The sequence below is a fragment of the Variovorax sp. GW821-FHT09D05 genome (genome assembly GCF_059416325.1).
The window spans coordinates 112,978-137,918 of record NZ_JBWKOZ010000005.1; the positions used below are offsets into that span (position 1 = coordinate 112,978).

The 24,941-nt window shown below is 65.1% G+C and carries 23 protein-coding genes and 1 tRNA gene; 10 read left to right on the plus strand and 14 right to left on the minus strand.

All coding sequences use genetic code 11. The annotated features are described in order from the left end of the window. Positions 1 to 109: 109 nt before the first annotated feature. Together AC07O3_RS14825 and AC07O3_RS14830 are read right to left on the minus strand one after the other, a co-directional pair. Positions 110 to 1,096 carry an ornithine cyclodeaminase family protein gene (locus tag AC07O3_RS14825; RefSeq protein ID WP_495339698.1) on the minus strand — a complete coding sequence of 329 codons (987 nt, stop codon included), beginning with the start codon at positions 1,094 to 1,096 and terminating at the stop codon, positions 110 to 112. A gap of 55 nt (positions 1,097 to 1,151) precedes the next feature. Beyond that, positions 1,152 to 1,460, minus strand: coding sequence for a hypothetical protein (locus AC07O3_RS14830; RefSeq protein WP_093077492.1), 309 nt, complete (start codon positions 1,458 to 1,460; stop codon positions 1,152 to 1,154). Positions 1,461 to 1,628: 168 nt separating this feature from the next. On the opposite strand from AC07O3_RS14830, the gene secA reads away from it, so the two are divergent. The 6 genes from secA (at position 1,629) to AC07O3_RS14860 (ending at position 11,037) form a co-directional block, all read left to right on the plus strand. After that, positions 1,629 to 4,415, plus strand: a complete 2,787-nt coding sequence (gene secA, locus AC07O3_RS14835) for a preprotein translocase subunit SecA (protein ID WP_093077491.1) — start codon at positions 1,629 to 1,631, stop codon at positions 4,413 to 4,415. A gap of 31 nt (positions 4,416 to 4,446) precedes the next feature. Further along, positions 4,447 to 5,676 (plus strand): bifunctional glutamate N-acetyltransferase/amino-acid acetyltransferase ArgJ, encoded by a 1,230-nt coding sequence (argJ, locus tag AC07O3_RS14840; protein ID WP_495339699.1) that lies wholly within the window; start codon positions 4,447 to 4,449, stop codon positions 5,674 to 5,676. An 82-nt stretch (positions 5,677 to 5,758) separates the two neighbouring features. Then, positions 5,759 to 6,634, plus strand: a complete 876-nt coding sequence (locus tag AC07O3_RS14845; protein WP_093057437.1) for an ATP-binding protein — start codon at positions 5,759 to 5,761, stop codon at positions 6,632 to 6,634. Beyond that, a complete protein-coding gene (locus AC07O3_RS14850) occupies positions 6,631 to 7,086 on the plus strand; it encodes an NUDIX domain-containing protein (RefSeq protein WP_093179193.1) in 456 nt (151 codons plus the stop codon). The genes AC07O3_RS14845 and AC07O3_RS14850 overlap by 4 nt, the downstream gene beginning before the upstream one ends. A 7-nt stretch (positions 7,087 to 7,093) precedes the next feature. Further along, positions 7,094 to 9,052, plus strand: a complete 1,959-nt coding sequence (locus AC07O3_RS14855; RefSeq protein ID WP_093057439.1) for an acyltransferase family protein — start codon at positions 7,094 to 7,096, stop codon at positions 9,050 to 9,052. Positions 9,053 to 9,069: 17 nt separating this feature from the next. Continuing rightward, a complete protein-coding gene (locus AC07O3_RS14860) occupies positions 9,070 to 11,037 on the plus strand; it encodes an acyltransferase family protein (RefSeq protein ID WP_495339700.1) in 1,968 nt (655 codons plus the stop codon). A gap of 24 nt (positions 11,038 to 11,061) precedes the next feature. Here the strand turns inward: AC07O3_RS14860 and AC07O3_RS14865 are convergent, their stop codons facing one another. From AC07O3_RS14865 to AC07O3_RS14910, 10 genes are all read right to left on the minus strand, one after another. Next, complete coding sequence (locus AC07O3_RS14865) at positions 11,062 to 11,274, minus strand: DNA gyrase inhibitor YacG (RefSeq protein WP_007833230.1); 213 nt, start codon at positions 11,272 to 11,274, stop codon at positions 11,062 to 11,064. Next, complete coding sequence (zapD, locus tag AC07O3_RS14870) at positions 11,271 to 12,026, minus strand: cell division protein ZapD (RefSeq protein WP_093057441.1); 756 nt, start codon at positions 12,024 to 12,026, stop codon at positions 11,271 to 11,273. The genes AC07O3_RS14865 and zapD overlap by 4 nt, the downstream gene beginning before the upstream one ends. 30 nt (positions 12,027 to 12,056) lie before the next feature. Then, the gene (locus AC07O3_RS14875; protein WP_093077481.1) at positions 12,057 to 13,091 is read right to left on the minus strand and encodes an alginate O-acetyltransferase AlgX-related protein; all 1,035 of its coding nucleotides are present in this window, start codon (positions 13,089 to 13,091) and stop codon (positions 12,057 to 12,059) included. A 1-nt stretch (position 13,092) separates the two neighbouring features. After that, on the minus strand, positions 13,093 to 14,586 hold the full coding sequence (locus AC07O3_RS14880; RefSeq protein ID WP_093077480.1) for an MBOAT family O-acyltransferase: 1,494 nt from the start codon (positions 14,584 to 14,586) through the stop codon (positions 13,093 to 13,095). 69 nt (positions 14,587 to 14,655) lie between these two features. Then, positions 14,656 to 15,264 (minus strand): dephospho-CoA kinase, encoded by a 609-nt coding sequence (gene coaE, locus AC07O3_RS14885; RefSeq protein WP_489016556.1) that lies wholly within the window; start codon positions 15,262 to 15,264, stop codon positions 14,656 to 14,658. A gap of 8 nt (positions 15,265 to 15,272) precedes the next feature. Next, positions 15,273 to 16,238: a prepilin peptidase gene (locus AC07O3_RS14890; protein WP_495339701.1), complete on the minus strand. Its 966-nt coding sequence runs from the start codon at positions 16,236 to 16,238 to the stop codon at positions 15,273 to 15,275. Next, on the minus strand, positions 16,238 to 17,467 hold the full coding sequence (locus tag AC07O3_RS14895) for a type II secretion system F family protein (RefSeq protein WP_093057445.1): 1,230 nt from the start codon (positions 17,465 to 17,467) through the stop codon (positions 16,238 to 16,240). The genes AC07O3_RS14890 and AC07O3_RS14895 overlap by 1 nt, the downstream gene beginning before the upstream one ends. Before the next feature lie 26 nt (positions 17,468 to 17,493). Then, positions 17,494 to 19,227 carry a type IV-A pilus assembly ATPase PilB gene (pilB, locus tag AC07O3_RS14900; RefSeq protein WP_495339702.1) on the minus strand — a complete coding sequence of 578 codons (1,734 nt, stop codon included), beginning with the start codon at positions 19,225 to 19,227 and terminating at the stop codon, positions 17,494 to 17,496. Between the two features lie 113 nt (positions 19,228 to 19,340). Further along, positions 19,341 to 19,417 (minus strand) — tRNA-Pro (locus tag AC07O3_RS14905). A gap of 51 nt (positions 19,418 to 19,468) precedes the next feature. Further along, entirely contained in the window at positions 19,469 to 20,461 is a 993-nt protein-coding gene (locus tag AC07O3_RS14910; RefSeq protein WP_093057447.1) for a polyprenyl synthetase family protein, read from the minus strand. Positions 20,462 to 20,652: 191 nt separating this feature from the next. On the opposite strand from AC07O3_RS14910, the gene rplU reads away from it, so the two are divergent. The 4 genes from rplU to proB all read left to right on the plus strand — a co-directional run bounded on the left by rplU (position 20,653) and on the right by proB (position 23,614). Continuing rightward, on the plus strand, positions 20,653 to 20,964 hold the full coding sequence (gene rplU, locus AC07O3_RS14915; RefSeq protein WP_007833243.1) for a 50S ribosomal protein L21: 312 nt from the start codon (positions 20,653 to 20,655) through the stop codon (positions 20,962 to 20,964). 12 nt (positions 20,965 to 20,976) lie between these two features. Then, positions 20,977 to 21,237 (plus strand): 50S ribosomal protein L27, encoded by a 261-nt coding sequence (gene rpmA, locus AC07O3_RS14920; RefSeq protein WP_093057448.1) that lies wholly within the window; start codon positions 20,977 to 20,979, stop codon positions 21,235 to 21,237. A 71-nt stretch (positions 21,238 to 21,308) separates the two neighbouring features. After that, positions 21,309 to 22,385 (plus strand): Obg family GTPase CgtA, encoded by a 1,077-nt coding sequence (cgtA, locus tag AC07O3_RS14925; protein WP_258353227.1) that lies wholly within the window; start codon positions 21,309 to 21,311, stop codon positions 22,383 to 22,385. An 89-nt stretch (positions 22,386 to 22,474) separates the two neighbouring features. After that, entirely contained in the window at positions 22,475 to 23,614 is a 1,140-nt protein-coding gene (proB, locus tag AC07O3_RS14930) for a glutamate 5-kinase (RefSeq protein ID WP_093057450.1), read from the plus strand. A gap of 44 nt (positions 23,615 to 23,658) precedes the next feature. On the opposite strand, the gene AC07O3_RS14935 is transcribed toward proB, so the two are convergent. After that, positions 23,659 to 24,252: a CNP1-like family protein gene (locus AC07O3_RS14935; protein ID WP_176928885.1), complete on the minus strand. Its 594-nt coding sequence runs from the start codon at positions 24,250 to 24,252 to the stop codon at positions 23,659 to 23,661. After that, entirely contained in the window at positions 24,200 to 24,868 is a 669-nt protein-coding gene (locus tag AC07O3_RS14940) for an RNA pyrophosphohydrolase (RefSeq protein ID WP_093057451.1), read from the minus strand. The genes AC07O3_RS14935 and AC07O3_RS14940 overlap by 53 nt, the downstream gene beginning before the upstream one ends. Positions 24,869 to 24,941: the final 73 nt, after the last annotated feature.

Genomic DNA, 24,941 nt, shown 5'->3' on the forward strand with positions numbered 1-24,941 from the left:
AAAGTTCACGCTTTCAGCGCAGGAGCCCCGATGTTGTGGTGCTTCGGGAACTGCGGTGGCTTCGCACAAGCCACCTCGGCACGTTCAAGGAATTCGTGCCGGTTTCTCGCTACCAGGGCCAGGCGATGCGTGTGCCCATGCCCGCTTCAGCCGCACGCGCATGCAGCAGGCGCGCGACAGTCAGGTCCTGAAGCGCGAGGCCTGTCATGTCGAAGACGGTGATGTCGTCGGCGGCTCGTTCGACAGCCGTCTTGCCGCTCAGCAGGTCGCCGAGTTCGACGCATGGCGTGTCGGGCGACCACTGCGTTTCGCCGATCTGCTGCGCCTGCGTGCGATCGTCGACGAACAGCCGCACGCGTGGCAACAGGCCTTCGGGAAGTTCGCGCTTGCCGCGGGTGTCGGCGCCTACGCAGTTCAGGTGCGTGCCGGGCCGCACTGCTTCGAGGTCGAAGAGGGCGCCGCCGCCCGGCGTGGCGGTGATCACGATGTCGCTTTGGGCAACAGCGGCGTTGCTGTCGCTGGCCGGCGCGATGTCGCAGCGGCCGGTGAAGTGGGCCTCGAACGCCGCATTGCGCTGGCCGCTCGTACTTATATAAAGAACTTCGCGCAGCGATGGCACCAGGCGCAGCGCGAAGTCGAGCTGGATGCGCGCCTGCACGCCGGTGCCGAAGACGCACAGCCGCGTGCTGTCGGGCCGTGCAAGCTGCTGGAGGCCGAGCCCGCCTGCCGCGCCCGTGCGCACTGTCGTCACCGTGTTGCCGTCGATGACGCACAGCGGCCGGCCGGTCGCTGGGTCGATCAGCAGGATCGTCGCTTGATGGGGCTCGCCGCCGCGTTGCCGGTTGGCCGGCCAGAAGCCCGCGGCCTTGAAGCCAAGCAGGCCCTGGGCCTGCACGTCACCAGACTTGATGCCGAACACCCCGCCCGTGCGCAGCGGCTCTCGCACGACCGGGAAGACGCGGCCCTCGCGTTCGCTGTGCAGCACGAAGGCTTCTCGCACGGCCTGAAGAACGTCGTCGGGGGAGAGGAGGGTGTCGACCTGGTGCTTGTCGAGCAGCAGAAGTTGGGCGTCCGAAGGCGCGGGGGATGTTGTCATCTGGAAATATTATCTACTTCCAGACGAAAGATCAAAGGCAATGCAGGCTGGCTGCTCAGCGGCCGGTATGCACCTTGATCCGGATCGTCGCCACGTCCCATCCCCGGTTCTTGAGCCGCGTCACCAGCATCGGCGACAGCTGGCGCAGCTTGGCGGCCGCGGCGCTGCCCTTGACCAGCAGGCACCACACGTCGCCTTCGGCCGGCCCGGCCTGCACGGCACCGCGCATGGCCGGCGGAATCAGCCCTTCCACGGCCTTGAGCCGCTCCGCGGTGTCGCGCGCGCGCGCCATCAGGCTGCCCAGGGTGGGCGCGCCTTCTGCAGCTTGCTGCAGTGAAATGGCGGGGGGAAGTCGGCGATACATGCGTAATCCAGGGGTTAGAAACAAGACAGCTAAAATGCCCGGTTTGCCGGCGTTCGCGCCGGAAAAAGGCTGCTTGCTTTCATTGAAAGCGCGCCCAACTGCTTTCACCATATCTTAGGGAATCCGGTCGAAGTGCCTGCCGTATCAGGTGCCCGCCCATCTCCACCCATGGCAACCAACTTCCTGACCCAGATTTTCGGCAGTCGCAACGACCGGCTCCTCAAGCAGTATCGCAAGACGGTGGAACGCATCAATGCGCTCGAACCCGAGTTCGAGAAGCTCAGCGACGATGCGCTGCGTGCCAAGACGCAGGAATTCAAAGAACGCGTCACCAAGGGAGAATCGCTCGACGACCTGCTGCCGGAAGCCTTCGCCACGGTGCGCGAAGGCTCCAAGCGCGTCATGAAGATGCGCCACTTCGACGTCCAGTTGCTCGGCGGCATGGCGCTGCACAACGGCAAGATCTCCGAAATGCGCACCGGCGAAGGCAAGACGCTGACCGCCACGCTGCCGGTGTACCTGAATGCGCTGTCCGGCCAGGGCGTGCACGTGGTCACGGTGAACGACTACCTGGCCAATCGCGACGCGACCTGGATGGGCCGCCTCTACAACTTCCTCGGTCTCTCGGTGGGTATCAACCTGCCGCAGATGCCGCGCGAGGAAAAGCAGGCCGCCTACCGCAGCGACATCACGTACGGCACGAACAACGAGTACGGCTTCGACTACCTGCGCGACAACATGGTCTACGAGCCCGGCGACCGGGTGCAGCGCGGCCTGAACTACGCCATCGTCGACGAAGTGGACTCGATCCTGATCGACGAGGCCCGCACCCCGCTGATCATCAGCGGCCAGGCCGAAGACCACACCGACCTCTACCTTGCCATCAACAAGGTGGTGCCGCTGCTCAAGAAGCAGGAAGGCGAAGCCGACCCGCGCACGGGCGAGGGCGTCACGGTGCCCGGCGACTTCACGGTCGACGAGAAGACGCACCAGGTGTTCCTGACAGAAGACGGCCACGAGAACGCCGAGCGCATCCTGGGCGAGTTCAAGCTGCTGCCCGAGGGCGCCTCGCTCTACGACCCGGCCAACATCACGCTGATGCATCACCTGAATGCAGCGCTGCGTGCCCGCCACCTGTACCACCGCGACCAGCACTACGTGGTGCAGCAGGGCGAAGTGGTGATCGTCGACGAATTCACCGGCCGCCTGATGACGGGCCGCCGCTGGAGCGACGGCCTGCACCAGGCCGTGGAGGCCAAGGAAGGCGTGGAGATCCAGGCCGAGAACCAGACGCTGGCGTCCATCACCTTCCAGAACTACTTCCGCCTGTACGGCAAGCTGGCCGGCATGACCGGCACGGCCGACACCGAGGCCTACGAGTTCCAGGAAATCTACGGTCTCGAGACCACGATCATTCCGCCCAACCGCATCAGCAAGCGCGAAGACCAGCTCGACCGCGTCTACAAGACGACGCGCGAGAAGTACGAGGCGGCCATCCAGGACATCCGCGAGTGCTACGAGCGCGGCCAGCCGGTGCTGGTGGGCACCTCGTCCATCGAGAACTCCGAAATCATCGACGGCCTGCTGACGCAGGCGGGCCTGCCGCACCAGGTGCTGAATGCCAAGCAGCACGCACGCGAAGCCGACATCGTGGCGCAGGCCGGCCGCACGAAGATGATCACCATTGCGACCAACATGGCCGGCCGCGGTACCGACATCGTGCTGGGCGGCAACATCGAGAAGATGATCGAGGCCATCGAGAACGACGAAGGTCGTGACGAAGCCACCAAGAAGGCCGACATCGAGCACGTGCGCGCCGAATGGGCCAAGGACCACGAGTTCGTGAAGTCGCTCGGCGGCCTGCGCATCATCGCGACCGAACGCCATGAGTCGCGCCGCATCGACAACCAGCTGCGCGGCCGTTCGGGCCGCCAGGGCGACCCGGGTTCGTCGCGCTTTTACCTGAGCCTGGACGATCCGCTGATGCGCATCTTCGCGGGTGACCGCGTGAAGGCGATCATGGACCGCCTGAAGATGCCCGACGGCGAAGCCATCGAAGCCGGCATCGTCACGCGCAGCATCGAGAGCGCGCAGCGCAAGGTCGAGGCGCGCAACTTCGACATCCGCAAGCAGCTGCTCGAATACGACGACGTGTCGAACGACCAGCGCAAGGTGATTTATCAGCAGCGCAATGACATCCTCGATGCGGGCGACCTCACGGCGCAGATCGCGGCGCTGCGCGAAGGCTGCTTCACCGACCTCGTGCGCCAGTACATTCCGAGCGAATCGGTCGAAGAGCAATGGGACCTCGACGGCCTCGAGAAGAGCCTCTTCAACGAGTGGGGCATCGACATGCCGCTCAAGAAGGAAGTCGAGGCCTCGGACGCCATCGCCGACGAAGACATCGTCGAAAAGGTGCTGAAGAACGCCAACGAGACCTTTGACGCCAAGGTCGCGCTGATCGGCCAGGAAAACTTCACCCAGTTCGAGCGCATGGTGCTGCTGCAGAGCATCGACACCCACTGGCGCGAACACCTGGCCTCGCTCGACTACCTGCGCCAGGGCATCCACCTGCGCGGCTATGCGCAGAAGCAGCCCAAGCAGGAATACAAGCGCGAAGCCTTCGAACTCTTCGGCCAGTTGCTCGACTCGGTCAAGAACGAAGTCACGCGCCAGCTGATGACGGTGCGCGTGCAGTCGGGCGAGCAGCTCGAAGAGGCCGCCGAAGCGCTCGAAAGCCGTGGCGAGAACGTCGCCAACATCACCTACAGCGCGCCGACCGAAACCGGTGAAGTCGAGGTGCGTGTCGACGAGGAAAGCCAGCGCCGCTTGGCGGCCGCCGGTCTGGGCACGCTGAGCGCCGAAGCCCTGGCCTTCGCCCGCGTCGGCCGCAACGATCCGTGCCCTTGCGGCAGTGGCAAGAAGTACAAGCAGTGCCACGGCAAGCTCAGCTGAAGTCCGCAACACATTCACCGAGAGAAACCCCATGCCCGTGAACCTGTCTGCCCCTGATCCCGCCGCCTTGTTCGCGGTGCCCGGCGTTCGCATCGGCGTAGCCGAAGCGGGCGTGCGCAAGGCCAATCGCAAGGACCTGACCGTCGTGCTGATCGACGAAGGCTCGGCGGTAGGCGGGGTGTTCACCCAGAACCGTTTCTGCGCCGCGCCGGTGCAGGTCTGCCGCGACCACCTGGCCGCGAACTACGGCATCCGGGCGATGGTCATCAACACCGGCAACGCCAATGCCGGCACGGGCGAAGACGGGCTGATGCGCACGCGCTCCACCTGCATCGCGCTCGCGCGCAAGCTGGAGATCGCGCCTGAGCAGATCCTGCCGTTCTCGACCGGCGTGATCATGGAGCCGCTGCCCGTGGACCGCATCGAAGCGGGCCTGCCGGCCGCGCTGGCCGATGCCGACGCGAACCACTGGGCGCGTGCGGCCGAAGGCATCATGACCACCGACACGATTCCCAAGGCCTTCAGCCAGCAGGTTCAGATCGGCGGCGTCACCGTCACCATCACCGGCATCAGCAAGGGCGCCGGCATGATCCGCCCGAACATGGCGACCATGCTGGGCTTCATGGCCACCGACGCGCAGATCGATCCGTCGCTGATCCAGCCGCTGGCCAAGCTGCTGGCCGACGCCTCGTTCAACCGCGTGACCATCGACGGCGACACCTCGACCAACGACTCGTTCGTGGTTATCGCCACGCAGAAGGCGTCGCACGCGACCATCACGTCGCTCGATTCGGCCGACGGCAAGGCGCTTGTGGCCGCGATGCAGAACGTGGCCCGCCAACTGGCGCAGGCCATCGTGCGCGACGGCGAAGGCGCAACCAAGTTCATCACCATCCAGGTCGAAGGCGGCCGCGATGCCGCCGAGTGCAAGCAGGTGGCGTATGCCGTGGCGCATTCGCCGCTGGTCAAGACGGCTTTCTACGCCAGCGACCCGAATCTGGGCCGCATCCTGGCGGCCGTCGGCTATGCGGGCATCGCTGACCTCGACCAGACCGGCATCGACCTGTTCCTCGACGACGTGCACGTCGCCGTCAAGGGCGGGCGCAACCCGTCGTACCGCGAGGAAGACGGCCAGCGCGTGATGAAGCAGAGCGAGATCACGGTGCGCATTGGCCTCGGCCGCGGCACGGCCAGCGAGACGGTGTGGACCTGCGACTTCAGCCACGAATACGTGACGATCAACGCCGACTACAGATCGTGATGACCCCCACGCTCCGCACTTCGTGTCGTCGCTGCCCCCCGAGGGGGAGCTCAACGCCCTTCGGGCGGCCGGGCGGGCGTCGATGAACGAGCAGTTCCAGAAGCTGATCGAGCGCGCCGAGCAGCTCATTTCCCGCATCGAATCGATTCTTCCGCAGCCGCTGGCCGCGCCCGCCGACTGGAACGCATCCATCGCCTGGCGCTACCGCCGCCGCAATTCGGGCCATGGCGTGCTCGAGCCAGTGAAGCACGTGGCTGCGATGGCGCTCGATTCGCTGAAGGAAATCGACGTCCAGAAGGAAAAGATCGCGCGCAACACGCAGCAGTTCGTCGAAGGCAAGCCGGCCAACAACGTGCTGCTGACGGGCGCGCGTGGCACGGGCAAGTCGTCGCTCATTCGCGCTTGCCTGCAGGCCTATGCGCCGCAGGGCCTGCGCCTGATCGAAGTGGACAAGGCCGAACTCGTCGACCTGCCCGACATCGTCGAAGTTGTGTCGCAGCGCCCCGAGAAATTCATCGTGTTCAGCGACGACCTGAGCTTCGACGAAGGCGAGCCGGGCTACAAGGCGCTGAAGTCGATCCTCGACGGGTCGATTGCGGCCTCGACGCCCAACGTGCTGATCTACGCGACCAGCAACCGGCGCCACCTGCTGCCCGAGTACATGAAGGAAAACCTCACGTACACCCACACCGACGATGGCGAAGTCCATCCCGGCGAGGTGATCGAGGAAAAGATCTCGCTGTCGGAGCGCTTCGGCCTCTGGGTGAGCTTCTATCCCTTCAGCCAGAACGAGTACCTGACGATCGTGGGGCAGTGGCTCTCGTCGTTCGGCGTGGACGACGCAGCCATCGCGGCGGCGCGGCCCGAGGCGCTCGTGTGGGCGCTGGAGCGCGGTTCGCGCAGCGGCCGCGTGGCCTACCAGTTCGCGCGCGACTACGCGGGCCGGAGCGCCGCGTGAGCGAGCCTCGCAAGCACACGGAAGTCGCGGTCGGCGTGCTGATTCGCCTGTCCGACGACGCGCTGCTGCTCTCGAGCCGGCCCGAAGGCAAGGCCTATGCGGGCTTCTGGGAGTTTCCCGGCGGCAAGATCGAGGCGGGCGAGACGGTTGAAGAGGCACTGCGGCGCGAGCTGCAGGAAGAACTCGGCATCACCATCGACGGCGCCGAGGTCTGGAAGATCACGGAGCATGACTACCCGCATGCGCTGGTGCGCCTGCACTGGTGCAAGGTGACGGCCTGGAGCGGCGAGTTCGAGATGCGCGAAGGCCAGCAGATGGCCTGGCAACAGCTGCCGCTGGACGTGACGCCGGTGCTCCCGGGCGCGTTTCCGGTGCTGCAATGGCTGTCGGAAGAGCGCGGCCTGCCGTTCGTGCCGCCGCCGGTCGTCGCGCCTGTTGCGCCGGCCAACTGACTGATTGATGCATCCCAAGTACCGTCCGGACATCGATGGGCTGCGCGCGATCGCGGTCGGGTCCGTGCTGGTGTATCACGCCTTCCCGACGGCGCTGATGGGCGGCTTCGTCGGGGTCGACATCTTCTTCGTGATCTCGGGCTTCCTGATCACGACCATCATTCTCCAGAGCCTCGCGGCGGGTGACTTCAGCTACCGCGACTTCTATGCGCGGCGCATCCGGCGGATCTTTCCGGCGCTGATCGTGGTGCTGCTGGCGACGCTGTGCGCCGGCTGGTATCTGTTGCTGTCCGACGAGTTCGCCGAGCTCGGCAAGCAGACCGTGGGCGGCGCGGCGTTCGTCGCCAACCTGGTGTTCTGGGGCGAGTCGGGGTACTTCGACACCGCAGCCGAAACCAAGCCACTGCTGCACTTGTGGTCGCTGGGCATCGAGGAGCAGTTCTACATTTTCTGGCCGCTGCTGCTGGGGCTCGCATGGCGCAAGCGCTGGCCGATCGTGCGCGTGGTGCTGGTGGTCGCGGTGGTCTCGTTCCTGGTGAACGTGACGACGGTGCATCCGTTGCCGGCGGCGTCGTTCTACTCGCCGGCCTCCCGTTTCTGGGAGCTGATGGTGGGCGGCATCCTGGCCTGCATGCGGCTGAAGCCACCGGCGCCGAGCGCGTGGCGCAGCCACTTGCAGTCGGTGCTGGGCGTCGGGTTGATCGTGCTCGGGCTGGTGATGATCCGCAGCAACAAGGCGTTCCCGGGCTGGTGGGCGCTGCTGCCCACGCTGGGCGCGGTGAGCTGCATCGCCGCGGGGCCGAACGGCGTGCTGAACAAGTACCTGCTGTCGAACCGGGTGATGGTGTGGCTCGGGCTCATCAGCTATCCGCTGTACCTGTGGCACTGGCCGCTGCTTGCGTTCGTGCGCATCGTGGAGGCCGACCCGCTGCATCCGTCGCCGGTCTACCGCGCCGGCGCGATGGTGGCCAGCGTGCTGCTCGCGTGGGCCACGTACCGCTTTGTCGAGCGCTATGCGAGAAACCGCCCCGGCGCGGGCACGCTCAAGGCACTGGGCGCGGGGATGGTGCTGCTGGCCGCCGCAGGCACGGCGATCTTCTTCGGCGTGCCCGAGCCGCGCAACAACAGCGCCCAACTGCAGATCGTCGCCAACGCCGGACTGGATGCCGACTACTACCAGGGCTTCAAGCTCGACATGATCGGCGACCAGCTGGTCTACAAGGTTGGCGGTGGGCCCAAGCGGGTGCTGTTCCTGGGCGACAGCCACGTGCAGCAGTACGCGCCGCGCGTGATGGAACTGGCCCGCACGCTGTCGATGGAAGACAAGTCGGCCTGGTTCGTGACCCAGGGCGCGTGTCCGGCGGTGCCGGGGGTCTTTGCGGACAAGAACATCGGATGCGCCGAGCGGCGCACTGCGTTGCTGGCCTATGCGCTGAGCCCCGAGGTCGATTCAGTCGTCATCGGCGGCTGCTGGAACTGCTACTTCGTCGGCCACGGCGCCCTGGAGTACTACTACCGCGGCGCGGACAACGTGGTCCATCCGTTCCAGGGCGGCGACGGCATCGAACGCTCGCTGGCTTCGCTGGAGGTCACGCTGCGCGAGCTGGCACGCCACAAGAAGGTCTACTTGCTGCTCGACAACCCCGGTGGTCCCGAGTTCACGCCGAAGCGCCTGATCGAGGGCAGCCGCCTGACGCACATGGAGGCTTCGGTCTCGACGCCGACGACGCCGCTGCCGGCCGACCAGAAGCAGCTCAATGACCGGTTGCGCGCGATCGCGCAGGCAAGCGGAGCCGAGGCCATCGATGCGATGGCGGTGCTGTGCAAGGACGACCAGTGCATCCGCACGATGCCCGACGGTTCGCCCGCCTACAAGGACGCCGACCACCTGCGCCCGCGCTACACCCGGGAAGAGGCGAGCTACTTCGACCGCACGGTGCGCGCCGTGCAACAGCCGTCGCGCTGAGCGAGGCTGAGCGAACGATGCATCCCAAGTACCGCCCGGACATCGACGGCCTGCGCGCCATCGCGGTGGGCTCGGTGCTGGCGTACCACGCCTTTCCGAGCCTGCTGCCGGGCGGCTTCATCGGGGTCGACATCTTCTTCGTGATCTCGGGCTTCCTGATCACGACCATTCTTCTGCAGAGCCTGACGGCGGGCGATTTCAGCTATCGCGACTTCTATGCGCGGCGCATCCGGCGCATCTTTCCGGCGCTGGTGCTCGTGCTGCTCGCGACGCTGGCCTTCGGCTGGTACGTGCTGCTGCCGGGCGAGTTCTCGCAGCTCGGCAAGCAGACCACGGGCGGGGCCGCCTTCTTTGCCAACCTCGTCTTCCTGGGCGAGGCCGGGTACTTCGACGCCACGGCCGAGACCAAGCCGCTGCTGCACCTGTGGTCGCTGGGGATCGAGGAGCAGTTCTACATCTTCTGGCCGCTGATGCTCGGGCTGGCCTGGCGCAAGCGCTGGCCCATCTTGCGCGTGACGTTGGCGGTGGCCGCGATCTCGTTCCTGGTCAATGTGCTGACGGTGCAGCCGCATCGCGCGGCGGCGTTCTATTCGCCGCTGTCACGCGCCTGGGAACTGATGGCCGGCGGGTTGCTGGCGGCGATGCGGCTGCAGGCTGCCAGCGGTTCGGCCCAGCCGCGTGCGTGGACGAAGCATGTGCAGTCCGTCGTCGGCGTGGGCCTTATCGTGCTCGGCCTCTTCATGACGCGCAGCACGAAGGCGTTTCCGGGCTGGTGGGCGCTGCTGCCGGTGCTGGGGGCGGTGAGCTGCATCGCGGCCGGGCCGAACGGCGTGCTCAACCGGTATCTGCTGTCGAACCGCGTCATGGTGTGGATCGGCTTGATCAGTTACCCGCTGTACCTCTGGCACTGGCCGCTGCTTTCGTATGCGCGCATCGTGGTGGGCGGAGAGCCTTCGCTGCAGGTGCGCATCGCGCTGGTGGTGGCATCGGTCGTGCTGGCGTGGGCCACGTATCGCTTCCTCGAGCGCTTCGTCAAGCTTCATCTCTCGCAGACGATGCTGCGCGGGTTGGCGGGCAGCGGCGCTGCGCTGGCGCTGGCCGGGGTGCTGGTTTTCCTGGGCACGCCGCCGCCGCGCAACGACAGCCAGGCCCTGCAGGCGGTGGCGGATGCAACGCGCGAAGACAACTACTACAACGGCTTCGAAGAGGCTGCGCTGGGCGGGCAGTTCGTCTACCGCACCGGCAGCGGCAAGCACAACGTGCTGCTGATCGGCGACAGCCACGTCGAGCAATACGCGCCGCGCGCGCTCGAAATGGTGCGCACGCAGCCCGGCAAGGCCCGCACGGTGTACTTCGCGACCAAGGGCTCGTGCCCGCCTGTGCCGGGCCTGTTCAGCGGCGCCGATACGGCGTGCGAAGAGCGGCGCGCAGCGGTGCTCGACCTGGCGCTGAAGCCGGAGATCGATTCGGTGGTGCTCGGGGCATGCTGGAGCTGCTACTTCACGGGGGCCGGACCCACGGTGAACTACTTCGTCGACGACAAGAAGGCCGTGCACCCGTTCCTCGGCGGGGACGGTGTCGACCTGTCGCTGAAGTCGCTGGGCGAGACGCTGAAGCGCCTGTCGGCGCACAAGACGGTCTACCTGGTACTCGGCAATCCGGTCGGCATGGATTTCGATCCGCTCAAGCAGATCCAGGGTAGCCGGCTGGGCGGCATGACGGCGGCCGCCGGGCAGCTCAAGGCGCCGATGCCGCAAGACCAGGCGCAGTTCAATGCGCGGCTGAAGCAGGTGGCCGAGGCCAATGGCGCGAAGGTCATCGAGCCGTTTGCCAGCCTGTGTGCCGATGGCCAGTGCATTCGCAGCATGCCGGACGACGGTTCGCCGGCCTACAAGGATATCGGGCACTTGCGGCCCCGGTACGCGCGCAGCTTCGCGACCTACATCGACCCTGCCTTGCTCGACGAAGACGCGGGCGGCAAGTAGCCAGCCCCGCGGCTGCCCGGCTGCCTACTGGATCTTGGGGTCGCCGAAAGGCTCGTCGTCAGGCGGCGCTTCGGCCGGCATGCGGAATTCTTCGCTGGCCCAGGCACCCAGGTCGACACCCTTGCAGCGCGCGCTGCAGAAGGGCCTGTAGGCGTTGCTCGGTGCGTAGATGCTGTCGCCGCCGCACGTGGGGCAGCGGACGATCCGTTCGCCCTTGCTGTTCAACCGTGTCGTCATGCGCAGAGGGTCAGCTCGAAAGGCGCGTCGTCCGAGCTTTGGTGGAGGCGGTCGTCCGCGTCATGGCGCATCAGGCGCACCGAGACCATGAGGCGGTTGCCGCTGATTTCAGGAATCAAGCCAAGCTTGGGGTCGATGCGCAGGCGCAGCAGCTGGAAGCTGCGGCCCTGCGGCAGGTTCTGCTGGAACTGGCCGTTGGTGGCGATCACCTTGTAGGGCACGTCGGCATCGCGCAGCAGCTTGAGCAGCAGGTAGATCGACGAGGCCAGCGGCGAGAGGGTGTTCGACCAGCGTTCGAGGTCAGCGCGGCGGCTGGCGGCGGGGCGGTGCTGCCAGGCGTAGTAGGCGGGCAGGTCGAACTCGCAGGTGCCGCCCGGAATGCCGGCGCGGCTGCGGATGCTCATGAGCCACTCGTTCTCAGTCAGCGCCTGCCCGGCCTTGCCGGCCACGCTGTTGAGGGTGGCGAAGTTGCCTTCGAGCTGGCCGACGACCTGGTCGAGCACGGCCTCGGCAATGGCCGGATTGCCCCGGTAGCTGTTGAAGACGTTCTTGTGCTTGTCCAGGTCGCGCAGCACGTCGGCCTTGAGGTCGGCGCGCGCGGCGACGTCCATGATCTCGAAGATCGTGACCAGGGCGTAGTGGTGGGACAGAGGCGATTCGGCGGGCACCAACTCACCGAGGCGGCGAAACAGGTGCTCCAGCCGCAGGTACGTGCGGATGCGCTCGTTGAAGGGGTACTCGTAGAGGATCACGCGTATCGTTTTTTCACGTCGGGTTCGAGCTCATTGTGATTTGGCAACCGGGGTGGGCATCACCTGGCGCACAGCCTCCAGCATACGCTGCCCGAAAAGAATGTAACCCCGGGTCGAGACGTGGGTCTCGTTGGCGGGGAAAAGATCCATCATCTTGAAGCGGTTCTCTTCTGCCAGCGCGAACAGGTCCGGTCCGATATTTTGCGGGTTGAATTCGGCCCGGAACGCATCGGCATGGTTTTGTTGCAAATACACGGTGCTCTTGTTGGGGACCACCATCCACACCACCTTGTAAGGCGCAGCGGTGCTTTCGAAGCGCTTCATGAACTGCGCGGACTCGGCCGTCAACGCCGCGTTGACGCGGTCTTCGGCGGTCATGAGCAGCTTGTCGCAGGCGCGGTGGCTGAACTGCTTGCAGCCGTCGGGCACCGCGCGAGCGTCGATCAGCGGGCCCCAGCGATCGGGCGTGTTGGTCCAGCTGTCGGAGGCCATGATGGCCTTCGTGTTTTGGTATGTGAACCAGCCGCTGAGCAACTGGGCATCCCAGTTGAGCTGGAAGCCGGGGGCGGGCTTGGCCGGGTTCTCAAAGGGCGGCGGCGTCGGCTTGAAGGCATGCTTCATCGTCTTGCAGCTCTCGGACTTCTCGATGCGGTCCTGCAGCAGGCGCTCGATGCTCTCGACGATGACCACTTTGCCCTTGAAGCCGGATTTATCGAGCCAACCAGAGAAGTCGTCGCACAGGGTGCCGCCGAGGTTGTCCCAGTGCGTCGTGGTGACCTTGTAGCCGGCGCCCACGAGCGCCGATTGCCACGCGTAGCGCACGGAGAAGCTGTCGCCGATCACCAGGATGTCGGACTCCTGGATCGGCCACGTCTTGATGTCCGCATCGGGGATAGGTGGTGGCGGCACGTGCCAGCCGAACTCGCGTTCCGAGATGCGTCCGATGCGGGTCAGGTCGCCGTAGGGAATGGGGGTGAAGAGGCTGGCGACCAGCAGCGCGCAGCACACCAGATAGCCCGCTACAAAGATGCGTAGCCAGGTCCTGGCCGATTTCGTGTCTTCCATGTCAGAACTGGAAATAGAGGAACGGGCTGTAGTTGCCGAACTTCGACACGCACAGGCCAAAAAGATAGATGCAGCCCAGGCCCGTGACCCAGGTGGCCAGGCGCTGGAGGCGGGGGCGGCCGGCCAGCCCCGCGACGTTCGGGATCCAGCGGTCGAGCGTGATGGTGGGCGGCAGCGCCAGGCAGATCACCAGGCCGACGAGGATGGTCTGGAAGAACTCGGGCTTGCGGAACGGCACGCGGAACTCGCTGAAGGCCGACACGGGAGCGCCGTGCATGCCCAGCATCCCCTTGTAGATCTCGACGGCGGCCGTCATGCTGTCGGCCCGGAACACCACCCAGGCGATCATCACGCACAGGAAGGTGATGAACCAGCCGACCGCGCGGCCGTACCACGTGGTCCTGGTGTTGCCGCGGCGCACCTTGGCGTTCCAGAAGTGGTTGACCATCAGGTAGGCGCCGTGCAGTGCGCCCCAGATGACGAAGGTCCAGGCGGCGCCGTGCCACAGGCCGCCCAGCAGCATTGTCAGGAAAAGGTTGATGTAGCGCCGGGCCGGCCCCTTGCGGTTGCCTCCGAGCGGCACGTAGAGGTAGTCGCGCAGGAAAGTCGACAGCGAAATGTGCCAGCGGCGCCAGAACTCGATCATGTTGGTCGACTTGTAAGGCGACCTGAAATTGAGCGGCAGCTGCACGCCCACGCACAGAGACAGGCCGACCGCCATGTCCGAGTAGCCGGAGAAGTCGAAGTAGATCTGCAGCGTGTAGGCCAGCACCCCGAACCAGGCCGTGTACAGCGAGGGCAGCACGCCTTCGTGCACGCCCTTGAACATCATGTCGGCGTACTGCCCCAGCGGGTCGGCGATCAGCATCTTCTTGGCCAGGCCGAAGACGAAGATGCCCAGTCCGAGCGCCATGTTGTTGGCGTTGAACCGGTAGGTGGCCGGGTTGTTGAACTGCGGCATCATCTGCGCGTGATGCAGCACCGGACCCGCGATCAGGTGCGGGAAGTAGGTGACGAACAGCGCGTAGTGCACGAAGCTGCGCTCCCGCACCTTGCCCTGCCAGCAGTCGACCAGGAAGGCGATCTGCGTGAAGGTGTAGAACGAGATGCCGATCGGCAGCACGATGTGCACCAGGTCGATCTGCGCGAAGCCCGCGGCGGCCAGGCCTGCATCGATGTTTTCCAGGAAGAAGTTGGCGTACTTGAAGACGGCCAGCACCCCGAGGTTGACCACCAGTGCGATGATCAGCAGGGCCTTGCGGTGCTTGTCTTCCCGGCCGGGCGAGGGCGTGAGCCGCAATCCGAACCAGTAGTTGATGCAGATCGACCCCAGCAGCAAGGGCAGTGCCTTGACGCTCCACCACCCGTAGAAGAACAGCGAAGCCAGTGCCAGGAAACCCGCCGCCGACCGGGGGCTGCGCGCACCGATCAGGAAGAAGCCGATCAGGACCAGCGGGAAGAAAACAAAGATGAAAGGGTACGAATTGAAAAGCATCGTGAGGGGCGCTGAGGCGTGCGCCGTTTGACGTGATCGTCGTGTAGCCGTCGCGGCGTCAACCCCAAATTATCGCGTGCCCGGCCGAACCCACCGTTCCCAGAGACCCCGTACCTGCTGAGCGAGTTCCTCCAGCGTCAAAGACTCGTTGAAAACGACCGCGTCGGCGGCTGCCCGGCGCGCCCGGCGCGTGGCCTGCTGGGCGATCACCGCCTTGACCGCTTCCGGCGCCCAACCAGAGCGTGCGACGACGCGCTTGAGCTGCGTTTCCTCGGTGGCGTCGACCACCAGCACCCGGTCGACGATGGCGCGCCAGCGGCCGGATTCGACGAGCAGGGGAACATCGAACACGACGACCGCATCCTCGCCCGCTGCTGCGGCCTGGCGCTGGGTTTCGGCGCCGATCAAGGGGTGGAGGATGGATTCGAGGCGCACCTTGGCTCCCGCATCCGCGAACACGATCTGTCGCATGGCGGCCCTGTCCAGGCCGCCGTCCGGGGCGATGACCCTGGGGCCGAAGGCTGCCTCGAGGGCCGGCATGGCGATGCCGCCTGGGAGTGCGATGGCGCGCGCGATGGCGTCGGTGTCCACCAGCACAGCTCCCTGGGCCACCAGCAGCCCGGCGACGGTGCTCTTGCCGCTGCCGATGCCGCCCGTCAGACCGATGCGCCGCACCATGCGGTGTGTCAATGGATCAGTGCGCCAAGGGGGAAGGCGAACGGAATCCATTGCCTCACGACTTCCGGGCCCGCCACCAGGCAGACGAGGCCCGCTCCGGCCAGGAAGGGGCCGAAGGCGATGGGAATGTCCTTGTGCGCCAGCTTGCCGGCGATGCGCAGCGTCACGCCAATCACCGCGCCCACCAGCGAAGAGACGAGGATGATCGCGATGAGGTAGTCGGCGCCGAGCCAGGCGCCCAGCGCAGCGAGCAGTTTGAAGTCTCCATAGCCCATGCCTTCCTTGCCCGTGACCAGGCGAAAGCCATGGTACACAAGCCAGAGGCTCAGGTAGCCGAACACCGCGCCCCAGACCGCCGAGCTCAGCGGCACGCCGGTCCAGCCCATGGCCGCGCCGATCAGGCCGAGCCAGAGCAGGGGGTAGTTGAGCGAGTCAGGCAGGAACTGGGTGTCGAAATCGATCAGGAACTGGCAGATCAGCAGGGCGCCGAACGCAGCCCACAGCGCCCCGGCCGGCGTGATGCCGAAGCGCCAGGCACAGAGGGCGAACAAGGCGCCCGTGACCAGTTCGACCATCGGGTAGCGCGGGCTGATCGAGGTCTTGCACGACGAGCAGCGCCCGCGCAGCACGGCGTAGCTCAGCACGGGGATGTTCTCGTACCAGCGGATCTTGTGCCCGCACGTTCCGCAGCGCGACGCTGGACGGGTCAGGTCGAAAGGAGGCTGTGCCTCGATGACGGCGGCGGCCTTGTCGGCTGCCGCTTCCAGCTCCGCAGGGGGCGCGACCTTCGGACCGAAGGCCAGCGACCACAGCGAGGACGCGTCCTTCGACGGCATGAGATTGGCGACCGCGTCGGCGAGCCAGTCGCGGTACATCATCACCGGCGTGCGGTAGATGACGACATTCATGAAGCTGCCGATCAATAGCCCCAGCACACCGGCGAAAACGGTGTCGAACTCCCGCGAAACGAGCATCAAACGACCTGGCCGAGCTTGAAGATAGGCAGGTACATCGACACCACGATGCCGCCGATGATGGTGCCCAGAAACACGATGATGATGGGTTCCATCAGGCTGGAGAGGCCCGCGACCATGTCGTCCACTTCGGATTCGTAGAAGTCGGCGGCCTTGCCCAGCATGTGGTCGATGGAGCCGGATTCCTCGCCGATGGCGGTCATCTGGATCACCATGGACGGGAACAGGTTGGCGTTGGTCATGGCCGTGGTGAGGCTGGTGCCTGTGGAGACCTCCTGCTGGATCTTCGCCGTGGCGTCGCCATAGACGGTATTGCCCGAGGCACCGCCCACCGAGTCGAGGGCTTCGACCAGCGGCACGCCGGCGGCGAACATGGTTGCCAGCGTACGGGTCCAGCGAGCCACGCAGGATTTTTCGATCAGCGTGCCGAAAATCGGCACCTTCAGCAGTGCCCGGTCCATGACTCTTTGAAAGCGCTCGTTGCGCTTCCAGGCCTGCATGAAGAAGTAGAGCCCGCCGCCAATGCCGCCGAAGATCAGCCACCAGTACGAGACGAAGAACTCGCTCATCGCCATCACGAACAGCGTTGGTGCAGGCAGATCGGCCCCGAACGAAGTAAACACCTGCTTGAATGCCGGAATCACGAAGATCATGATGATGGCCACCACCACGAACGCCACAACGACCACGGAAGTGGGGTACATCAGGGCCGACTTGATCTTGGACTTGATCGCCTCGGTCTTTTCCATGTAGGTGGCCAGCCGGTCCAGCAGTTCTTCGAGAATACCGGCTGCTTCGCCGGCCTCCACCAGGTTGCAGTAGAGGTTGTCGAAGTACTTCGGGAACTTGCGGAAGGCGGCCGACAGCGAGGTACCGGTTTCCACATCGCTGCGGATGTCGTTGAGCAGCTTGGCCACGCTCGCGTTCGCATTGCCGCGCCCGACGATGTCGAAGGACTGCATCAAGGGCACGCCGGCCTTCATCATGGTCGCCAGCTGGCGCGTGAAGATGGCGATGTCCTTGGGCTTGATCGCCTTGCCGGAGCGCATGCGGCGCTTCTTGATCTTGGACGCGAGCACGCCCTGGCGACGCAGGGCAGCCTGCACCTGGTTTTCGCCGGCGGCACGAAGTTCGCCGCGCACCATCTTGCCGTTGCGATCTTTGCCTTCCCATTCGAAGACAAACTCCTTGAGCCCATCACGTGAGCGGGTGGATGCCACTGTTGCCATTCGATCTCCGGTTTTCAGTGTGTTCGTTATTCGTTGGTGCAGGCCACGACTTCTTCCAGAGAAGTGAGACCTTGCATCACTTTGCGCAGACCCGACTGGCGCAGCGAGCGTACGCCCTCTGCCTCGGACTGCTGTGCGATGTCGAGCGCGCTGCCGTCCCGCAGGATGATTTCCTGGATGGCCTCGGTGATCGGCATCACCTGGTAGATGCCCACGCGGCCCTTGTAGCCGCCGCTGCAGGCGGAGCACCCGACGGGGCGGTAGGGCTTCCATGTGCCGTCCAGGTCTTCTTCCCTGAACCCCGCGTCGAGCAGCGCTTCGCGCGGGACGTCGGCCGGCACGCGGCAGACGGTGCACAGCCGCCGTGCAAGGCGCTGCGCCGTGATCAGGATCACGCTGGACGCGATGTTGAACGGCGCGATGCCCATGTTGCGCATCCGCGTGAGCGTGGTCGGCGCGTCGTTGGTGTGCAGCGTGGAGAGCACCAGGTGGCCCGTTTGCGCGGCCTTGATCGAGATGTCGGCGGTTTCGAGGTCGCGGATTTCGCCGACCATGATGATGTCGGGATCCTGGCGCAGGAAGGCGCGCAACGCGGTCGCGAAGGTCAGGCCGGCCCGTTCGTTGACGTTGACCTGGTTGACGCCGGGCAGGTTGATTTCCGACGGGTCTTCTGCCGTCGCGATATTGACGCCCGGCTGGTTCAGCAGGTTCAGGCAGGTGTAGAGCGACACCGTCTTGCCCGAGCCCGTGGGGCCGGTGACGAGCACCATCCCGTACGGGCGGCCGATGGCATGCAGGAGCCGCGCCTTTTCATCCGCGTCGTAGCCCAGGGCATCGATGCCCAGACGCGCGCTGCTCGGGTCGAGAATACGAACGACGATCTTCTCGCCGAACAGCGTGGGCAGCGTGCTCACGCGAAAGTCGATCACGCGGTCGGGCCCGATCTTGAGCTTCATGCGGCCGTCCTGCGGCACGCGCTTCTCGGAGATGTCGAGCCGGGAAATGACCTTGATGCGCGATGCCAGCTTGTCCTTGATGACTGTGGGCGGGCTGGCGATCTCGCGCAGTTCGCCGTCGACCCGAAAGCGCACGCGGTAGTGGTGCTCGTAGGGCTCGAAGTGAATGTCCGAGGCCCGCATGCCGACGGCGTCGAGCAGCATCTTGTGAAGGAAGCGCACGACCGGTGCGTCCTCGACTTCGGCGATCGCCTGCTCGTTGCTGTCGCCTGAGGTGTCGGCTGAGACATCGTCGAACTCGAACTCGCTGCCGACGATGTTGTTGATGCTCTCCGCTGCCGTCACTGCGGCGGCTTCGATCATTCGGGACAGCTTGTCGTATTCCGCGATGACCCAGTCGACACCCATCTGGGAGGCGAACTTGATCTTCTCCGCCGCCTGCTGGTCCGAGGGGTCGGCTGTTGCAACAATCAGACGGTTGTTGCGTTTGCTGAGGACAACGATGCGGTACGCGTGACACAGCTTTGCGTCGAGCAGATCCTTCGGCAGGCGCTGGGGATCGATGGCGTCGAGATCGAGCAGCGGCGCGCCGAAGGCGGTGGAAAGGGTGTGGGCGAGATCGGCGGCCGAGACGGCGCCGGAGCCGGTCAGCTCCGCGATGAAGCTGGTGCGACCACTCAGGGACTTCTGGTAGATGTCTTCGGCGGCCCTGGCAGGAAGCTTGCCGGCCGACACCAGGGCGCGCGCGAGCCCGGGGAGGGCAATCTGCGAGGATTCTTTAACTGGAAGTTCGGCAGCGGCCATTCAGCGAATGAAAAAGATGTGAAAAAGTGCTTCACGATCATCGCTGAACAGCCCAGTGCTGTAAATCGCTACACAGCAACAGGCATGGCCATTTATTTATGCCAGCCAAAGGCTGGTCGGGGTGAGAGGATTCGAACCTCCGGCCTCTACGTCCCGAACGTAGCGCTCTACCAGGCTAAGCTACACCCCGATGGTTGCAAGAAAAAAGAAATCGTCCTAGATGCCAACTCAGGAGAGGTGTTCAGGCACGTCGCTCAAGCAACTGAGCCGCCAATTGTAGCAAACCTGAAGCGTGCGAATTGGACGGGAAGCCGTTCAGCGCATGAATTGCGCGTTGTGCTTCGGCGGCGGCGGCCGCGCGGGAGGCATCCAGGGCTCCAGTTTCGCGAACGATCTCGACGACCTTGCCCAACTGGGCGGTGTCGCCCGCCTCGATGGCGGCGCGCACCAGGTCGCTCTGAGCCGAGGTGCCTCGCTGCATTGCGAAGATGAGCGGGAGCGTGGTCTTGCCTTCGCGCAGGTCGTCGCCGACATTCTTTCCTGTCTCGTTGGCGTCGCCCGCGTAGTCCAGCACGTCGTCGATCACCTGGAAGGCGGTGCCGAGTGCCTGTCCGTAGGTTGCGCAGGCTTCTTCCACTTCGGGTGTGGCGCCTGCCAGCACCGCCGCGAGGCGGGTGCTGGCCTCGAAGAGCTTCGCGGTCTTCGAGCGGATCACGCGCAGATACGCTGCCTCGTCCAGCGATGCGTCGTGCATGTTCATCAGCTGGAGCACCTCGCCCTCGGCGATCACATTGGTGGCTTCGGCCAGGATCTGCATGACGCGCATGTTGTTGGCATCCAACATCATCTGGAATGCGCGCGAATAGAGAAAGTCGCCGACCAGCACGCTGGCCGGGTTGCCGAACGATTCGTTGGCGGTCGCCCGACCGCGCCGCAGGGTCGATTCGTCGACCACGTCGTCGTGCAGCAGGGTGGCCGTATGGATGAATTCCACAACGGCCGCCAGATTGAAGCGCTGCTCGCCGGTGTAACCCAGCGCGCCCGACATCAGCAGCAGGAGTGCCGGCCGCAGGCGTTTGCCGCCAGCGGAAATGATGTACCTGGAAACCTGGCTGACCAGCGGCACGCCCGTGTCGAGGCGGCGGGCTATCACACGGTCGACTTCGACCATGTCGCCGGCAATCAGGTCCAGCACGGTGGCGGTGGGGGAGGTGTCGGCGGCGGGAACTGGCAAAGCGGAGGCGCGGAGCGCTGCTGAGGATGATGGCGACCCAGGCGGAGGAAGGGCCGGAAGGCGCAAATTATAGGGAGCCGCGGCGGTTTGCCGGGATTGCGCTGGGCCGAAAGTGGTTAGCAACCACAAACCGCGCTATAATCTTGGGCTCTGCGGAATTCGCTGCGGAGACTCATTTCTAAGAGGTTTACATGTACGCGGTCATAAAAACCGGTGGCAAGCAGTATCGCGTTGCTTCCGGCGAGAAAATTAAAGTAGAACAGATTGCTGCGGACGTAGGCCAGGAAATCGTGATCGACCAGGTTCTGGCCGTCGGAAACGGCGCTGAAATCAAGGTTGGCACGCCCCTGGTGTCCGGCGCAACGGTGACAGTCACGGTACTGTCGCACGGCAAGCACGACAAGGTCCACATCTTCAAGATGCGCCGTCGCAAGCACTATCAGAAACGTCAAGGCCATCGCCAGCAGTTCACCGAACTGCAAATCGGCGCGATCGCCGGCTAAGGAGCAGATTCCATGGCACAGAAAAAAGGCGGCGGCTCAACGCGAAACGGGCGCGATTCCAAGCCCAAGATGCTCGGCGTGAAGGCTTTCGGCGGCGAGCTGATCAGCGCAGGCTCGATCATCGTGCGCCAGCGCGGCACCCAGTTCCACCCCGGCGTGAATGTCGGCGTGGGCAAGGACCACACGCTGTTTGCCCTGGTCGACGGCCACGTGTCGTTCGGTACCAAGGGTGCACTCAACAAGCACACGGTCAACGTGACCCCCGCGGCGTAAGCCTCGAGTCACTTCGACCTGCCCGAGGCCCCGCATTGCCGGGGCTTCTTCATTTGTAAACTGGACATCCCATGAAGTTCGTCGACGAAGCCTTCATCGACATCGCCGCCGGCGATGGCGGCAACGGCTGCGTGTCGTTCCGTCATGAGAAGTACAAGGAATTCGGCGGCCCCAACGGCGGCGACGGCGGCCGTGGCGGCCACGTGTTCGCGGTTGCCGACTCGAACCTCAATACGCTGGTCGATTTCCGCTACTCCCGCCGCCACGAGGCAAAGCGCGGTGAGCACGGCATGGGCTCCGACATGTTCGGCGCCGCGGGCGACGACATCACGCTCAAGATGCCGGTCGGCACGATCATCTCCGATGTCGAAACCGGCGAGGTGCTGTTCGAGCTGTTGAAAGAGGGCGAAGTCATCACCATTGCCAAGGGTGGCGACGGCGGCTTCGGCAACATGCGCTTCAAGAGCGCCATCAACCGCGCGCCGCGTCAGAAGACGCCCGGATGGCCCGGTGAAAAGCGCAGCGTCAAGCTGGAGCTGAAGGTGCTGGCCGACGTCGGCCTGCTCGGCATGCCGAATGCCGGCAAGTCGACGCTGATCAGCGCCATTTCGAATGCCCGCCCGCGCATCGCCGACTACCCCTTCACTACGTTGCACCCGAACCTCGGCGTGGTGCGCGTCGGCCCGGAGCAGAGCTTCGTGGTGGCCGACCTTCCCGGTCTGATCGAAGGCGCATCCGAAGGTGCGGGCCTCGGCCATCTCTTCCTGCGTCACCTGCAACGCACGCGCCTGCTGCTGCACGTGATCGACATGGCACCGTTCGACGACAACATCGACCCCGTCGCTCAGGCCAAGGCCATCGTCGGCGAGCTCAAGAAGTACGACGCCGCGCTCTACGAAAAGCCGCGCTGGCTCGTGCTCAACAAGCTCGACATGGTGCCGACCGAAGAACGCGCGGCGCGCGTCAAGGACGTCGTGAAGCGCCTGCGTTTCAAGGGCCCCGTGTTCGAAATCTCGGCACTCACCCGCGAAGGCTGCGAACACCTGGTGCAGGCTGTTTATCAGCAGGTCAAGGCGCAGCAGGTGGCCGAGCACGCGCCGGTCGTCGTCGATCCGCGCTTCACGCCGTTGCCTTCCGAGGGCGCCTGAGCGGCGTTGCCGCATCCCCCGCGGCCCTGCCAACAGATAGATAGACAGACAGCAACCCACGCAGCATTCAAGACCGTTACAACCCGAAAATGACCTCGAACTCCGGATCCACTGCCTTGCGGGATGCCCGCCGTATCGTCGTCAAGGTGGGTTCCAGCCTCGTGACCAACGAGGGGCGCGGTCTCGACGAGGCCGCCATCGGCGAGTGGTGCCGGCAACTGGCTGCGCTGGTGCGCGAAGGGCGTGAGGTCGTGATGGTGTCGAGCGGGGCCATCGCCGAAGGCATGAAGCGCCTCGGCTGGCGCACCCGACCACACGAAATCAACGAGCTTCAGGCCGCTGCGGCCGTCGGACAGATGGGCCTGGCCCAGATGTACGAAACCAAGCTGCGCGAAAACGAAATCGGCAGCGCGCAGGTGCTGCTGACCCACGCCGACCTGGCCGATCGCGAGCGCTACCTCAATGCCCGCTCGACACTGGTCACGCTGCTCAAGCTGGGTGTGGTGCCGGTCATCAACGAGAACGACACGGTCGTCAACGACGAGATCAAGTTCGGCGACAACGACACGCTCGGTGCGCTCGTGGCCAACCTCGTCGAGGCCGACGCGCTGGTCATCCTCACGGACCAGAAGGGCCTGTACACGGCCGACCCGCGCAAGGACCCGGAAGCCAAGTTTGTGCACGAAGCCGCCGCGGGCGATCCGGCGCTCGAAGCGATGGCGGGTGGGGCGGGGTCGAGCATCGGCAAGGGCGGCATGATCACAAAGATCCTCGCGGCCAAGCGCGCCGCGGGCTCTGGCGCCTCCACCGTCATCGCCTGGGGTCGCGAGGCCGATGCCCTGCTGCGCCTGGCGCGGGGCGAGTCCATCGGCACGCTGCTGGTGGCGCAGACTGCCAAGCACCAGGCCCGCAAGCGCTGGATGGCCGACCACTTGCAATTGCGCGGTGCCGTTGTCGTCGATGCAGGCGCGGCCGCGAAGGTGCGAGCCGAGGGCAAGAGCCTGCTGCCGATCGGCATGACCAGCGTTTCAGGCGAGTTCTCGCGCGGCGACGTGATCGCGGTGCGCGACGTCGATGGCGTCGAGCTGGCCCGGGGCCTTGCCAACTATTCGAGCGTGGAGGCGCGCCTGCTGTGCCGCAAGCCCTCGAGCGAATTCGAGCGCCTGCTGGGCTATGTTGCGGAACCCGAGATGGTGCACCGCGACAACATGGTGCTGATGCCCAGTTGATGATCCAGACAACAACGGGGCGCAAGGCCCCGTCGTTGTTTGGACTACTGCACTTCCCGCACCGGGTTGCGCATGTTCTGCACCATTTCCCCGATCGAGGCGCGCGGCGCATTGCCGCGACACAGGGCCTGGGTCGACAACGCCCGTGTGTAGCTGGAGTTCAGGTCGTTCAGGCGTTTCCACTCCGGCTTTGCGACGTCCTGCCAGGCGCCGTTGTTGTAGCGCGCATAGCTCTTCATTTCCGCCGTAGAGCAGCGCACGCCCTCGTAGAAGGCGTTGACGGCACCGCCGTTGCGGTTGTGTGCCACCACCACGTAGCGCACGATCCCGTCGCCAGTGATTGCGATCGTGTTCGGGTCGACGCCGAACTTCAGGCTCATGTAAGGCGGCATCTCGATCGGCAGCAGACGGCTTTCGCTGAAGGCCGGCGGCGGCGGCGTTGCCGTTTCTTCCCATTCCTTGTCCGTTTCGGACCGCTTCGGCGGCGGCGGGCTGCCGGCCTGCGCCCAGTCGGGGTTGTCGGTGTCGTGCTGGCCCGAGGCGCAGCCCGCGAGGACGCCGAAGCAGATCAGAAGAAGGGCGCGCTCAGCGTTGCGTCGGAAGGAACGGCGCTTTGTTGTTGTGGACAGGAGGTTCATCGCTCGCAGAAGGAATGTCGGGATGCGGATCGAAACTGCCGCCGGGCGGCAGATCCAGTCCGGGAGGCGCCCCGGCGTCTGGCGAATGGCGCTCGAATTCTCGGGCGCGCACGTTGCTGCGCAGGAAGCGGTTGCGGAAATCCTGCCTTGGCAGGTAGCGAGCAAGCTCGGTGAGCGCCATCTCGTAGACGCCGCGCTTGAACTCGACGACCACGTCGAGCGGCACCCAGTAGTCGTGCCAGCGCCAAGCATCGAATTCGGGATGGTCGGTGGCACGCAGGTTGAGATCCCAGTCGTGGCCGACGAGTTGCAGCAAATACCAGATTTGTTTCTGGCCCTTGTAGTGGCCCCGTGCGTCACGGCGGATGAACCGATCCGGCACCTCGTAGCGCAACCAGTCGCGGGTACGGGCCACGATGCGCACGTGCTCCGGGTGGAGCCCCACTTCCTCGTGCAGTTCCCGGAACATGGCTTGCTCGGGACTTTCGCCGCGGTCGATGCCGCCTTGCGGAAACTGCCAGGAATGCGTGCGTATGCGTTTGCCCCAGAAAACCTGGTTTCTCTGGTTGAGCAGGATGATGCCGACGTTGGGCCTGAAGCCGTCCCGGTCGAGCATAATCAAACCCCAATTTTTGAACTGAGTCGATTATGCATGCCGGGTTGCCCTCGGCAAGCTGCCGATGCCAGGC

Coding starts and splice junctions, on each gene's coding strand:
- AC07O3_RS14825 (WP_495339698.1), bottom strand. CDS start 1,096: ATGACAACATCCCCCGCGCCTTCGGACGCCCAACTTCTGCTGCTCGAC.
- AC07O3_RS14830 (WP_093077492.1), bottom strand. CDS start 1,460: ATGTATCGCCGACTTCCCCCCGCCATTTCACTGCAGCAAGCTGCAGAA.
- secA (WP_093077491.1), top strand. CDS start 1,629: ATGGCAACCAACTTCCTGACCCAGATTTTCGGCAGTCGCAACGACCGG.
- argJ (WP_495339699.1), top strand. CDS start 4,447: ATGCCCGTGAACCTGTCTGCCCCTGATCCCGCCGCCTTGTTCGCGGTG.
- AC07O3_RS14845 (WP_093057437.1), top strand. CDS start 5,759: ATGAACGAGCAGTTCCAGAAGCTGATCGAGCGCGCCGAGCAGCTCATT.
- AC07O3_RS14855 (WP_093057439.1), top strand. CDS start 7,094: ATGCATCCCAAGTACCGTCCGGACATCGATGGGCTGCGCGCGATCGCG.
- AC07O3_RS14860 (WP_495339700.1), top strand. CDS start 9,070: ATGCATCCCAAGTACCGCCCGGACATCGACGGCCTGCGCGCCATCGCG.
- AC07O3_RS14865 (WP_007833230.1), bottom strand. CDS start 11,274: ATGACGACACGGTTGAACAGCAAGGGCGAACGGATCGTCCGCTGCCCC.
- AC07O3_RS14875 (WP_093077481.1), bottom strand. CDS start 13,091: ATGGAAGACACGAAATCGGCCAGGACCTGGCTACGCATCTTTGTAGCG.
- AC07O3_RS14880 (WP_093077480.1), bottom strand. CDS start 14,586: ATGCTTTTCAATTCGTACCCTTTCATCTTTGTTTTCTTCCCGCTGGTC.
- coaE (WP_489016556.1), bottom strand. CDS start 15,264: ATGGTGCGGCGCATCGGTCTGACGGGCGGCATCGGCAGCGGCAAGAGC.
- AC07O3_RS14890 (WP_495339701.1), bottom strand. CDS start 16,238: ATGCTCGTTTCGCGGGAGTTCGACACCGTTTTCGCCGGTGTGCTGGGG.
- AC07O3_RS14895 (WP_093057445.1), bottom strand. CDS start 17,467: ATGGCAACAGTGGCATCCACCCGCTCACGTGATGGGCTCAAGGAGTTT.
- pilB (WP_495339702.1), bottom strand. CDS start 19,227: ATGGCCGCTGCCGAACTTCCAGTTAAAGAATCCTCGCAGATTGCCCTC.
- rplU (WP_007833243.1), top strand. CDS start 20,653: ATGTACGCGGTCATAAAAACCGGTGGCAAGCAGTATCGCGTTGCTTCC.
- rpmA (WP_093057448.1), top strand. CDS start 20,977: ATGGCACAGAAAAAAGGCGGCGGCTCAACGCGAAACGGGCGCGATTCC.
- cgtA (WP_258353227.1), top strand. CDS start 21,309: ATGAAGTTCGTCGACGAAGCCTTCATCGACATCGCCGCCGGCGATGGC.
- proB (WP_093057450.1), top strand. CDS start 22,475: ATGACCTCGAACTCCGGATCCACTGCCTTGCGGGATGCCCGCCGTATC.
- AC07O3_RS14935 (WP_176928885.1), bottom strand. CDS start 24,252: ATGAACCTCCTGTCCACAACAACAAAGCGCCGTTCCTTCCGACGCAAC.
- AC07O3_RS14940 (WP_093057451.1), bottom strand. CDS start 24,868: ATGCTCGACCGGGACGGCTTCAGGCCCAACGTCGGCATCATCCTGCTC.